At 41.3% G+C, this 12,663-nt stretch carries 10 protein-coding genes; 4 read left to right on the top strand and 6 right to left on the bottom strand.

Annotated features, from left to right (window positions below; all coding sequences use genetic code 11):
• Positions 1–378: 378 nt before the first annotated feature.
• From ACNAV8_RS10595 to ACNAV8_RS10575, 5 genes are read right to left on the bottom strand one after another with little or no spacing between them, the layout of a single operon-like run.
• On the bottom strand, positions 379–621 hold the full coding sequence (locus ACNAV8_RS10595) for a DNA-binding protein (protein ID WP_103855863.1): 243 nt from the start codon (positions 619–621) through the stop codon (positions 379–381).
• Entirely contained in the window at positions 614–1,492 is an 879-nt protein-coding gene (locus ACNAV8_RS10590; protein ID WP_415777703.1) for a GIY-YIG nuclease family protein, read from the bottom strand. The genes ACNAV8_RS10595 and ACNAV8_RS10590 overlap by 8 nt, the downstream gene beginning before the upstream one ends.
• A 15-nt stretch (positions 1,493–1,507) precedes the next feature.
• Complete coding sequence (gene dinD, locus ACNAV8_RS10585) at positions 1,508–2,350, bottom strand: DNA damage-inducible protein D (protein WP_103855864.1); 843 nt, start codon at positions 2,348–2,350, stop codon at positions 1,508–1,510.
• A gap of 15 nt (positions 2,351–2,365) precedes the next feature.
• Positions 2,366–5,614, bottom strand: a complete 3,249-nt coding sequence (locus ACNAV8_RS10580; RefSeq protein ID WP_415777702.1) for a type I restriction endonuclease subunit R — start codon at positions 5,612–5,614, stop codon at positions 2,366–2,368.
• A gap of 9 nt (positions 5,615–5,623) precedes the next feature.
• On the bottom strand, positions 5,624–6,208 hold the full coding sequence (locus ACNAV8_RS10575; RefSeq protein ID WP_415777701.1) for a restriction endonuclease subunit S domain-containing protein: 585 nt from the start codon (positions 6,206–6,208) through the stop codon (positions 5,624–5,626).
• A 202-nt stretch (positions 6,209–6,410) separates the two neighbouring features.
• Here ACNAV8_RS10575 and recO point away from each other — a divergent pair, with 202 nt between their 5' ends.
• The 4 genes from recO (at position 6,411) to ACNAV8_RS10555 (ending at position 11,151) form a co-directional block, all read left to right on the top strand.
• Positions 6,411–7,121 (top strand): DNA repair protein RecO, encoded by a 711-nt coding sequence (gene recO / locus ACNAV8_RS10570; protein WP_103855865.1) that lies wholly within the window; start codon positions 6,411–6,413, stop codon positions 7,119–7,121.
• A gap of 3 nt (positions 7,122–7,124) precedes the next feature.
• Positions 7,125–8,438 carry a 23S rRNA (uracil(1939)-C(5))-methyltransferase RlmD gene (gene rlmD / locus ACNAV8_RS10565; protein WP_103855866.1) on the top strand — a complete coding sequence of 438 codons (1,314 nt, stop codon included), beginning with the start codon at positions 7,125–7,127 and terminating at the stop codon, positions 8,436–8,438.
• A gap of 16 nt (positions 8,439–8,454) precedes the next feature.
• Positions 8,455–10,686, top strand: coding sequence for a GTP diphosphokinase (gene relA, locus ACNAV8_RS10560; protein ID WP_415777700.1), 2,232 nt, complete (start codon positions 8,455–8,457; stop codon positions 10,684–10,686).
• Between the two features lie 108 nt (positions 10,687–10,794).
• Positions 10,795–11,151, top strand: a complete 357-nt coding sequence (locus tag ACNAV8_RS10555) for a diacylglycerol kinase (protein WP_103854489.1) — start codon at positions 10,795–10,797, stop codon at positions 11,149–11,151.
• A 376-nt stretch (positions 11,152–11,527) separates the two neighbouring features.
• Here ACNAV8_RS10555 and fbaA read toward each other — a convergent pair whose 3' ends face one another.
• Positions 11,528–12,607 carry a class II fructose-bisphosphate aldolase gene (fbaA, locus tag ACNAV8_RS10550; RefSeq protein WP_103854871.1) on the bottom strand — a complete coding sequence of 360 codons (1,080 nt, stop codon included), beginning with the start codon at positions 12,605–12,607 and terminating at the stop codon, positions 11,528–11,530.
• Between the last annotated feature and the right edge of the window lie 56 nt (positions 12,608–12,663).

Raw genomic sequence — 12,663 nt, 5'->3', positions numbered from 1 at the left:
TTTCCTTGCTGTATAACTTCAAACTCACCAAACGCCTTAGCTTCTTGAATATAATTTGATGAAGAATGATTTATTATCACTTCCCCCAACTTGCACTTTTCCCAAGCGTCCGTGAATTCAGGGTAACGTAGTTTTGGTATGTTATGATTTTTCATCAGCTTATCTCTTTATTAAATTGCTTATACTCAAATACGGTGATAGTTTGAGTAAATAGGAAAAATTGTATAATTTTAACTGCTTTAGTAGGAAAAATGCGATTATTTTTAATAAAAAAGTAATTTTCCTACTAATCTACATCACTAAGCATCTAGCCCATAGGCTAACGCTTAGATACAGCGAAAAAGCAATGATTTTAGAGATCGCAGCTACGTTGGAGAACTAAAGTACTAGATTGTAATAACTGCCATTGATGGCAGTTATTAAGAAATACTGAATAACTGAATTTTTATCTAATTCTTTATCTTTCAATATGTTATTTATATGCATATTGATATTAGGGACTGAGGTGGCAAAAAGTTCCGCCAACTGATTTTGATTCAGCCACACCGTACCATCTTGGGCATAAAGCGACACTTTGGTTTTGCCGTCCTCAGTGTTGTAGATGATAATTGGATTATTCACTTGGGGTTTCCGTTTCACTTGCGTAAATTTCTTTTAAGGTTTTGCCTTCTGCGGTTTTAAATTCCGTCCAGCCATTAGCATTGCCTAAGATCAGTAATGACGCAGCGGTGCTTGGGCTATTAAAGCGAAAATCTTTGCTAAAAAAGCACCGCTCTTTGTCTAAGGTGAGTATGCCTTTTTCAATTAGTTCATCGCATTGTGCAATGGTTCTCAGACGATAGTTGGAGGCATTTGATTTCTCAAGATAGGGGAAATTTGAGCCTTTCAATACGATCATTCCATCTTGAGTATAAATAGCCTGAGCTTGTATACCATTGCGTGGGCAGTAGAAAATCATTTCTTTTTTGGTTGCTGATTGTGCTTTGCGTAATGGCTCAAAAATTGGGTAACCCAAAGTGGAAAGCAATAAATCCGCAATTTCAAACATTGTTTCACAAGCTGCTTTCAATGGTGGCGGTGTGTGCGTTTTCTGCCCTTTATTACCATTAGAAAGGCTAAAACGCTGGCAGGATTTGGCTTTTTCAATAGCAAGCCATTCCAAATACAGAGCGTGAGTTTGAGTGAGATTCTGCGTGAGAGAAATCAGCACCAACGCACGCGACCAATCTTTTTTATCTTCGATATGGTGCCGTTCAATGCGTTTCCCTACCTCACCAGACTGTCCGATATAGACTTCATCATTATCCGCACCACCGATAAGAAAATACACTGCTACTTGCGCGGATTCCTCCATTTTTAGAAAGGTCGCTAAATCACGGCGTGGCACTTCGATCACACGCATAATCGATGTGCTTTCTTCAATAATCCGAATCCCCTGCGGTTCGCCTGTTGGCAGGAAGATTTGTAGGGTTTTGGGGTGTTTATTCGTCATACTATGATTCCAATTTTATTTATTCGGTAACTTGCCTGTTTTACTCGCCAGCTTCTTTTCTTCTGCTTTAACTTGTCGTTCTATTTTCTTCAAGTCTTCTTCAGGAGGAAGATTTTCAGGCTGAATCCCTCGTTCACCCAGCATATTGCGTATGGTTCTGTTGTTTTGTATATGCTCTTCTGTAATGGCTTTTTCACCTTGTAAATTGGCTTGCTGTGTATTGTGGTTTGTCATTTCTGTTGCTAAATTTTTAGCAGCAATGGTTAGTGTTGGTAGAAAGTCCGCAAGAGGGCGAGTTTTTGTGATGCCATAGCGTTCTTTCATTTGTTGAGTGGTATAACCAAATAATGCATGATCGCCATGAGAACGGATGCGTCCAAACCCTTTTTCATCAACACCACGTTCATAAATATTTTGTGAAAGTATTTTTTCTGACGTTTTTAATCGCTCTCGTGCTTCTAAACGAGATTGTACTTGCATTCTTTGTTCAATAAGCTCTTGCTTGCGTGTTTGAACAGCAAAATAACTTTGCGCAAAAGCGATTTCTGGCTTGCGAGGATCACCATTTTGAGCAATAAGATAACAGGCGTAGCGAGTTAGCATAAGATCTTCAATTTCACGTTGGCTACCACTTCCAAGAGTAACCATTTTCGTGACGTCACGAAAATGGTCTGAAGGCAGTTGTCCAGAGTGTTTGCAAGCTTCTACCGCCCGATTGATAGCTGTTTTAAAATTCTCCCAGCGTTCATACCCCAAAAGCGTTTGTAAATCGCGAGCGAACCAGAATTCAATATTCTCTGAATCAATTTTTTGTACGGCTTGTTCAAACAATGTTTGTAAAGTTTGGATATTATTCATTTGAAACTCCTTGTTCTAATCCTGCACCAACACATCAGCCAACTGATAAAATGCTTCGCGTAATGCGGTGCGGTATTTGATGTTGGTTAATTGTTGTGTGTTTGCATCGGTGGCAAGTGCGGTGTAATTTTTGCTGCCTTCTGTGATGATATTGGTGAGTTTTTTATCATCGTCCAAATCTTTTTCGCCATAGCGATGGTTCGCAATAAGATTGCGGATTTGAGCATTATTGATGATGTCGGTAATGCCCCATTTATTGCGAAAATCTAATAATTTGCGATCGATTGTGATATTACTTGCAGCATTTATGGCATTTGAAAGTTCCGATGGAGAAATCTTTTTCCAGACTTGACCATTAAGAGGGTAATCTCCTGCCATAATAGCTTGCGTAGCACGGCGAATTTGTTCAGCATAGGAAGTATCTTCCATACCGTTGGCAAATTGTTGGATTTTTTCTTCCGTTTTTTCTGCTGCTTCGGTTTCGCCCGCTTGTACTTGGGCAATAAGTTGATTCACTAATTCGGTGAGATAGTCATAATCAACTTTAATGTCCTTAATGTGCGTCATTCGCAGCTCAATTTGGGAGATTGGAATATTCTTTTCTTTGGCTAAATGGTGTTTTAATTCTCCTGCAAGCACGGTGGTGAGCACTTCATATTGGCTTGGAGTCATTCCAAGTGCTTCAATCAATGCATCTGGATTATCGTAGTCAAATCCTGCAAGATGACCGTCAATTTGCTCAGTAGGATATTGTTTTAATTTGGTAATGCCTGCATTAAACTCGCGTAGCTGTCCTAGCATTTCTTCTTTCGCTTTCTCGCTATGTGGAAGTTGCATAAATGGTTCGCCGCTTGGGTTTTTCGTACATTCAGCAAGTGTTTGAACAACCTTTTTGACTTCTTCTAACTGTTGATTGAAAGGCTTAACTAGCCAAGGTGGAGTTGGGTCATCATCACCATAGATAGGTGCTGGTTCTTCCACTTTATTGGCGGAATCTTTATTTGCGTATGTGGCGAGAGCTTCATTCATTAGGCGTTCATTTTGTACAGGCCAGCGGTAGTTCACCACTTGTCCCCAAGGTTTTTCTTGCAGGTCTGCGATTCGGTTGGTGCGTGAATAGGCTTGCACTAGCCCAGCACCTTTTAGGATACGATCGACATAGAGTGTGTTAAGCCCTGGGGCATCAAAACCCGTGAGCAGTTGATCGACAACGATGACCAGATCAAGATAATTTCGGTCATAAACGGTTTTATTTAAGCGTGAACTGAGATCATCAAAATATTCTGGAATTGTATTTAAGCCCCAGTTTGTGCCAAAGATTGCGTTATAGTCATTGATTGCATCGTGTAAGGCTTGATTTGTTTGTGCCATTCCATCGCTGTTTTCTGTATTAAGGCTATAAGTTAAGGCAACTTTTAAGATAAATTCACCTTTTTCCGACCGCTCTTTGTTTACACGTTGGAATTCTCGATAGTATCTTGAAGCAAGTGGTGTGCTAGCGCCAGTGCCGCTGACGTGGGTGGTGAACATGGCGTTATATTTGAAATCATTGGAACGGTTACGCCAATTTTTAAAAATATCCGCAACTACAAGGCGGATATGTTCATCACTTTCATCATAAAAATTGCGGGTGAGCGTGCGTTCTACTTTTTCGCCTTTGGTGATCGTGCTTTTGTTATCATTGTCTAAGAATTTAGCTTCATCAAATTCTTCTTTACGCATCGCTTCAAGCTCAGCATCAATTTTCTCTTCTGACCAATCTGGGTATTTTTGTTTAAGTAGTTCGCGAATATCTACAGTACTTTTGAAATCCACTTTAAAGCCTAGTACGTTGCGATCTGCAATGGCTTCTTTAATTGTGTAAGCATGTAATAATTCACCAAAAATTTCTTTTGTGGTTTTTCCGTCAAACATTGGGGTGCCAGTATATCCCACCCAAACGCTATGCTTGAATTTATCTTTAATGAGTTGGAACTGTTCCCCCGCGGTGGAGCGGTGAGCTTCATCAACAATAAAAACGATATTTTTATTGGGTGCGATAAAATCACGGCTTTTTGCCAGTTTGCCAAGTTTTTGTACACTGGTAACAATAATGCCGTTTGCATTGCTTTTGAGTTTTTTGCGTAAATCTCGGGTGTTATTGGTATCAAGAATTGAGCCGACATCATCATTGTTATCAGGATCATAAGCACGATAGTTTTCAAGGGTTTGTTTAGTTAATGCGATACGATCAACGACAAAAACTACCTTGTTTACTTTTGGTAAACGGCTTGCCAGCCAAGCGGTCTTGAAACTGGTGATAGTTTTTCCCGAGCCTGTGGTATGCCAAATATAGCCAATTTTTTTATCCCCCATTTCAAAATCGGCTTGTTTGATCCCTTCAATGACCGCCTGCGTGGCATAAACTTGGTAAGGACGCATTACTTTCAGCATTGTTTTATTTGGTGTGCCGTCTAAAATCATATAATTGGTTGCCATTTGGTGTGCCATTGGGATAGATAGCATTGAGTCTGCAAAGTCTTTCCAAGAGCGCACAATACTGTTGTCACTGCGTTTTTGCCAGGCAAAGGAAAAATCCTTATTAAAATAATCAGCCGTGGTGTTTGCCATATATCTTGCATTATGTGGCGTCATTCCAACCAAAATTTGTATCGTAGAGAAAATCCCCTGGTATTGTTGCTCTTTAATATATTGCTCCATTTGATTAAGGGCTTCATCAACGGAATGTGCATCTGCCTTTAGCTCTAATTGAATAATGGGCAATCCATTGATCAGCAAAGTCACATCAAAGCGGCGATTTTGTTTACCAGGGATAACAGCAGGGCGTTCAATTTGATTCACAATTTGATAAACCGTGTTGCCTGCTCCAACTTGTTTTTGATCAAAAACGGTTAAAAAAACGTGACGACCATCGTCTAAATCGATCTCGATTTGTGAAACGCCATTGGTTCCATAAAGAAATTTACCCGCGTCAAACGGTGTGCGAGTTTGCTCCGCCAGTTTAGTTTTTACTTGATTAAATTCATTTTCGCTTAAAGGCGATTTTAATGATTGTCTATTTAAGCGTTCTAAAATACCTTTAAAATTATCCCAAAGTTGTTCTGTTGTTTTAATGTCAGGAAGATATTCCCAAATTCTTGTTTTTCTAGGGAAATCTAAATAATGGCTTAAGCCTTGCAAATGATCAGCGGTGGTAATGTTTCCCGTGGAGAGATATTCAATAAGGGATTGTTCAAACTCGGATTCGTATTGATAGTTAGACATAATCATTCCTTAATTCTTGATGTTAGATTTGCATTGTTTTTGAAAATTATTCAGTAAGTATGCGGTAAGTTGTGCTTCATTATCTGCTACCCGTTTTTTAAGCATTGTGATACGGCGTTGCAGACGATCAACTTGCCCGATAGCCTGTTGCACAGACAATGTAGGAAGAGGCGAAAGTTGTAGGTTTTTTAATTGGTTAAGGCTATATTTCATAACACTAGATCCTTGCAAACTGGCGACTAACTGCCGTTTTATATCAGCATCATTATTCAGTAAATAAACCAAAAAGCTCTTATCAAGTTCTTTTGAGGGACATAGACGAGCATAGTTGTGAGAAAATGCGTAGCCAGCACGCGCCTGACAGACTTGGACTGCTGAGCCTGAGATCAAGCTAAAAATGACATCATCTTCTTGTAGCAGTGTAGGTGTGTCTGGTGTACAAATTTGTTTTCCTTGTGTGGATTCTGTTCGAGTTTCAAAATCTGCTTGTAGATCCGCTTGATCATATAATGAGTAGCAAGGGCTACCAGCTTGTTCATTTAGCCGAGAAAGTAGTGTACCGATTTCAAATCGTACAAGATCTTGTAGTTTCATTTTGTTCCTTGTTGAAATTACAAAGTTAATATGCATTATATTCTGGTATGATTATTCGTCAAGGTGTTTTTGTTATTTTTATAAATAACATTTTTATTTTGCAAAAAACACCAAAAAATCCCACCGCACTTTTCCCCCTAACTCTGCCAAAAATCTGTTAAAATATCCGCACTTTAACGAATGATTAGCTAAGGATAAGGTTATCGAAAATTGGCAGCGGGGCTTTGTTTTGCATCGTAGGGCGTACAGCGAAACGAGTTTATTGGTGGATTTGTTTACGGAAGAAACGGGGCGTTTGACGGTGATTGCGAAAGGGGCGAGAACAAAGCGTTCAGCGTGGAAAAGCATTTTGCAGCCGTTTACGCCGTTGCTTCTGCGTTGGACTGGAAAGGGGGAGCTGAAAACCCTGACCAAAGCCGAAGCGGCATCGCTCACTTTGCCAATGCAGCCTACGGCGCTTTATAGCGGTTTTTATGTGAATGAATTGCTGATGCGTTTGCTGGCCGTTGAGACCCCTTATCCTGAGATTTTCCAAGACTATCTAAAATGTATTACGGGCTTGGCGAGTGTGTCTGAGTCAGTCGAACCAAGCCTGCGAACCTTTGAATTTCAATTACTTACAGCAATGGGCTATGGCATTGATTTTTGCCATTGTGCAGGTTCAGGCGAGCCTGTCGATGAAAATATGACCTATCGTTATCGCGAAGAAAAAGGCTTTATTGCTTCTTTAATTAAGGATAATCTCACTTTTTATGGCAGAGAATTGCTGGCGTTTGAGCGGCGAGAGTTTCACGATCAGGCGGTGTTACAAGCGGCGAAACGCTTTATTCGCATTGCCTTGAAACCTTATTTAGGCAATAAACCGTTGAAAAGTCGAGAATTATTCACCCAACATGTTTTGTATCAGAAATAACCTATGGCATTACTTTACTCCCCGAAAAAAGTGGAAAAAAAACACCGCACTTTTACCGCGCAAGTGCAAGATTTAGATTATCAAGGGCTAGGCGTAGCAAAAATTCAAGGTAAAACTTGGTTTATCGAAAATGCGCTGCCTGATGAAAAAGTGCAGGTCGAAGTGTTGGAAGAAAAGCGTCAATATGGCAAAGGGGTAGCGAAAAAATGGTTGCAAACTAGCCCACAGCGTGTGCAGCCTGCTTGTGCTCATTATGCAAAATGTGGTGGCTGCCAAACTCAGCATATTCCCTTGGAAATACAACGGGAAGCAAAAGAGCGCGCCTTATTTCAGCGTTTAACGAAATTGCAAGCTGAACCAATTACCTTAATGCCCCGAATTGTGGGTAGCCAATGGCATTATCGCCGCCGTTTACGCTTGAGTATAAATTGGGATAAAAAGCTGGGACTGCGCATTGGTTTTCGCCAAAAAAATTCGCAAAATATTGAGCCAGTGCAGTCTTGTCTTGTTATCGAAACACCACTCAATAATTTGTTGCCAAAAATCACCGCACTTTTGCAAAACTGGTCTAACCCGAAAAATTTAGGCCATATCGAACTGGTGCGAGCGGATAACGGTGTGGCATTATTGCTACGTCATCAAAAAAATTTGGCAGAAAATGACCGCACTTTGTTACTTGAATTTGCTCGCCAAGAACACTTAATGCTGTTTGTGCAAGATGATGTGCAAATCCAGCAGCTTTATGGCGAAAATCCTTATTATGAATTGAATAATGGGCAACGGCTGCATTTTGATGTGCGTGATTTTATTCAGATTAATCCGCAACTCAATCAAGCAATGATTGACACTGCGCTAGATTGGCTCAAATTAAATGCGCAAGATCAGGTTCTGGATTTATTCTGCGGAATGGGCAATTTCACCTTGCCCATAAGCCGTCAAGCCAAGCAAGTGGTGGGCGTAGAAGGCGTGGCGGAAATGGTGCAGAAAGCGACACAAAATGCGGAACGAAATGGCTGTAAAAATGTCCAATTTTATCAAGGCGATCTGGCACAATCTTTTGCTGAACAACAATGGGCAAGCCAAGCATTTAGCAAAATTTTGCTCGATCCCCCGCGCACGGGCGCAGCGTTTGCAATGCCGTTTTTGTGTCAGTTACAGGCAGAAAAAGTGCTGTATGTGTCTTGTAATCCCGCAACGCTTGTGCGCGATGCACAAATGTTGTTGCAAGCAGGCTATCAATTAACCCAAGTGGCAATGATCGATATGTTCCCAAATACGGGGCATTTGGAGAGCATTACTCTCTTTGAACGGAAATAATAAATAGGAAGGCGTTATGGTTGCTGTTCGAGGTTCACACCTACTTAACCCGAAAGATTTTGTGATTGAGCAATGGAGCGAAAGCTTAGGGCTTTCTTCTGAGCTGGCAGAGAAGTTGGTGCTGGCTTGGCATTATTCGCAAGATAAAATTCAACAGCACCAAAACACGGTGGAAAATCCGCAGATGCATTGTTCGCTATTTTCAGGCGTAGAAATGGTGGAAATTTTGCACAGCCTAAATATGGATAGCGAAAGCCTGATTACAGCAATGATTTATCCCGTGGTGAGCCATAATATTGTTGCGTTGGAGCAAATTAGTGAGGATTTTGGCACAGCGATTAGCAAGCTGGTGAAAGGCGTGCTGGAAATGGATAACATTCGCCAGTTAAACGCGAGCCATTCTGCCAATTCCCTGCAAGTGGATAATGTACGCCGTATGCTGTTAGCAATGGTGGACGATTTCCGTTGCGTGATTATCAAACTGGCTGAACGCATTGCCTTTTTGCGTGATGCAGAAAATTGCTGTTCGGAAGAAGAGAAAGTGCTGGCGGCAAAAGAATGTGCCAATATTTATGCGCCTCTTGCCAACCGTTTAGGCATTGGGCAACTGAAATGGGAGCTGGAAGATTATTGCTTCCGCTATTTGCACCCTGAGCAGTATCGAATGATCGCCAAGTTGCTGAAAGAACGCCGTTTAGATCGTGAGCAATATATTGCGGATTTTGTGGCAGATCTCACCCGCTATTTACAAGAAAATATCGATCAAGTGGAAGTGTATGGCCGCCCGAAACATATTTATAGCATTTGGCGAAAAATGCAGAAAAAACACTTAGAATTTAGTGATTTATATGATGTTCGCGCGGTGCGTGTGATCGTCCAAAAGCTGCAAGATTGTTATTCTGCCCTTGGTATTGTGCATACCCACTTTAAACATTTGCCGAAAGAATTTGATGATTATGTGGCAAACCCGAAACCGAACGGCTATCAATCCATTCATACCGTAGTGTTGGGCAAAGGCGGCAAGCCCGTGGAAGTGCAAATTCGCACCCAACAAATGCACGATGATGCCGAGCTTGGCGTGGCGGCACACTGGAAATATAAAGAGGGCGTAACAGGGCGCTCTGCCTATGAAGATAAAATTGCGTGGTTGCGTAAATTATTAGCTTGGCAAGATGATATTACCGATTCTGGCGAAGTGATTGCTGAGTTACGCAGCCAAGTATTTGATGATCGGGTTTATGTGTTTACCCCAAAAGGCGAAGTGATCGACCTGCCAACTGGCTCAACGCCGTTGGATTTTGCTTATGCCATTCATAGTGAGATCGGACATCGTTGCATTGGCGCGAAAGTGGGCGGGCGGATTGTCCCTTTCACCTATCAACTACAAATGGGGGATCAAATTGAGATCATCACGCAAAAAACGCCAAACCCAAGCCGAGATTGGCTTAATCCGAATTTAGGCTTCACCAACACCAGTAAATCGCGTGCCAAAATTGCGGCGTGGTTTAAAAAATTAGATCGCGATAAAAATATTCCAGCGGGTAAAGAGTTGCTAGAAAATGAAATTGCACGTTTAGGCATTGCTCTCAAGCAAGTGGAGCAGTATGCCTTGCCACGTTACAATCTGAAAAATTTAGAGGATTTGTATGCGGGCATTGGCGGCGGTGATATTCGCCTTAATCAGCTGATTAACTTTTTGCAAAGCAAACTGATTAAAACCACGCCACAAGAAACAGATGAACAGATTTTACGCCACGTTGCACAGAAAAGTGCGGTGAATTCTGCGCAAAAAAATGCGTCAAAAGGCTATGTGATCGTAGAAGGCGTAGGAAACTTAATGCACCACATCGCGCGCTGTTGCCAGCCGATTCCCGGTGATGACATTGTGGGCTACATCACAATGGGGCGTGGCATTTCTATTCACCGCAGTGATTGCGAACAATTTTTAGAATTGCAAGCCAGCCACCCAGAACGGGTGGTGGAATCCGTTTGGGGCGAGAGCTATGCCAGCGGTTTCCGCATTAGTATTCGCATTATCGCCAGTGATCGCCACGGCTTGTTGCGTGATATTACCACTGTGTTGGCTAATGAAAAGATCAGCGTGCTGGGCGTATCAAGCCGTACGGATACGAAAAAACAAATCGCTACGATGGATATGGAAATTGAGCTAAACAATGTGCAAATGCTGAGTAAAATCCTCGCCCGTTTAGCAAAATTAGATGATGTGATCGAAGCAAAACGTTTATAAGAAAAACGGTTATAGGAAAACCAAGTGCGGTGGTTTTTTGTGTCATTTTGTTGCGATTAAAGCAAAAAATTGAGTTATCCCATTCAATAAATTAATAAGGAAAGAAAATTGGAAAAAACAACGGGCTTGACCCATTTAATCAAATCCACAGGCTATTCAATGCAAGGCTTAAAAAGTGCTTTCAAAAATGAAACCGCCTTTCGCCATGAAGTGTTTTGTGCTTGCATTTTAATCCCTTTGGCGTTTTTCTTGGCTGATGACAAAATCGAATTGATCTTGATGATTGGTTCAGTGTTATTAGTGTTAGCAGTAGAGTTGCTCAACAGTGCGGTTGAAGCCGTGGTGGATCGCATTGGCACGGAACATCACGAGCTTTCAGGACGCGCCAAAGATCAAGGCTCAGCAGCCGTGTTTGTCACGTTGATTATCGTTGCGCTAACCTGGGGTGCTATCCTTTTTTTCTAATAAAAAAGTGCGGTGTAAAATTTGTGTATTTTTGAAAGGCATTGGAGTACCCCAATGCTTTTTTCATTCTATCCTTGATGCCTTATGCTTATTAAGCGCCTGTTTCTATTCCACAGAAAAATTTGTGATTTTTCTACCGCACTTAAGGATAAGGGCTGTGTGTAATCGTTCTTTCTGTTTTTATATAACGTCTTGTATAGAAAATAAAAGTGCGGTGTAAAATTTGTGAATTTTTCTGTGAGATCGCAATCCTTGATCAATTTTATTTTGTATTTTGCGTATTGTGTTTTGTGATTTAGCGGATAGGAAAAATTCGATGAAATAAAAAAGCGCTGAGTTTCTCAGCGCCTTTATATTCTAAACGATGTCTTAGTAATTAAAGTACATCAACGCAATTTAAATCTTGGAAAGATTTTTCTAAGCGTTTAGACATTGATTCTTCAGATTTGCGTAACCAAACACGTGGATCGTAGTATTTTTTGTTTGGCGCGTCTTCGCCTTCTGGGTTACCAAGCTGACCTTGAAGATAAGCTTCGTTGGCTTTATAGAAGTTTAAGATACCTTCCCAAGCTGCCCATTGTGTATCTGTATCGATGTTCATTTTTACTGCGCCATAGCTGATTGCTTCACGGATTTCTTCAGTTGATGAGCCTGAACCGCCGTGGAAAACGAAATCTAATGATTTCGGTGGAAGACCACGTTCTTTAGAAACGAATTCTTGTGATGCACCTAAGATTGACGGTTTTAATTTTACGTTACCAGGTTTGTAAACACCGTGTACGTTACCAAATGCCGCAGCAATGGTGAAACGTGGGCTTACTGGGTTTAATTGATCGTAAACGTAAAGTACGTCTTCAGGTTGAGTATATAAACGAGATTCATCAACATTAGAGTTATCTACGCCGTCTTCTTCCCCACCTGTGATACCGATTTCAATTTCAAGGGTCATACCCATTTTGCTCATACGCGCAAGGTATTCACGGCAGATCGCCATATTTTCTTCCATTGGCTCTTCAGAAAGATCGATCATATGTGATGAGAAAAGTGGTTTACCTGTTTCTGCGAAATGTTTTTCACCCGCTTCTAATAAGCCGTCAATCCAAGGTAATAATTTTTTCGCCGCGTGGTCAGTGTGAAGAATCACTGGCACACCGTATTCAGCAGCCAATTCGTGAACGTGTTTTGCCCCTGCAATTGCACCTAATACGTCAGGACGTGCACCACTTGCTGGTTTAATGCCTTTACCCGCATAGAATTGTGCACCACCGTTAGAGAACTGGATAATCACAGGCGCTTTAACGCGTGCTGCGGTTTCTAATACGGCATTCACAGAGTCTGTCCCCACGCAGTTTACCGCTGGGATTGCGAAATTGTGTTCTTTTGCATAGTTGAAAACTTTTTGTACATCATCGCCAGTTAATACGCCCGGTTTTACAATGTCTAATAATTTTGCCATTTTTCTGTTTCCTATTTAGTGAATAGTGGTTTTTAATATGAAAAGGGCGTACTGCA

Origin of the sequence: Avibacterium endocarditidis (assembly GCF_965138825.1) — a bacterium.
Lineage (GTDB): Bacteria > Pseudomonadota > Gammaproteobacteria > Enterobacterales > Pasteurellaceae > Avibacterium > Avibacterium endocarditidis.
This window is presented reverse-complemented; position numbering and strand designations above follow the sequence as displayed.

What these genes read in the sequence shown, in the direction of transcription:
- ACNAV8_RS10575 (WP_415777701.1), bottom strand. Translation starts at nt 6,208, where the DNA reads ATGAAACTACAAGATCTTGTACGATTTGAAATCGGTACACTACTTTCT.
- dinD (WP_103855864.1), bottom strand. Translation starts at nt 2,350, where the DNA reads ATGAATAATATCCAAACTTTACAAACATTGTTTGAACAAGCCGTACAA.
- fbaA (WP_103854871.1), bottom strand. Translation starts at nt 12,607, where the DNA reads ATGGCAAAATTATTAGACATTGTAAAACCGGGCGTATTAACTGGCGAT.
- relA (WP_415777700.1), top strand. Translation starts at nt 8,455, where the DNA reads ATGGTTGCTGTTCGAGGTTCACACCTACTTAACCCGAAAGATTTTGTG.
- ACNAV8_RS10580 (WP_415777702.1), bottom strand. Translation starts at nt 5,614, where the DNA reads ATGTCTAACTATCAATACGAATCCGAGTTTGAACAATCCCTTATTGAA.
- rlmD (WP_103855866.1), top strand. Translation starts at nt 7,125, where the DNA reads ATGGCATTACTTTACTCCCCGAAAAAAGTGGAAAAAAAACACCGCACT.
- ACNAV8_RS10590 (WP_415777703.1), bottom strand. Translation starts at nt 1,492, where the DNA reads ATGACGAATAAACACCCCAAAACCCTACAAATCTTCCTGCCAACAGGC.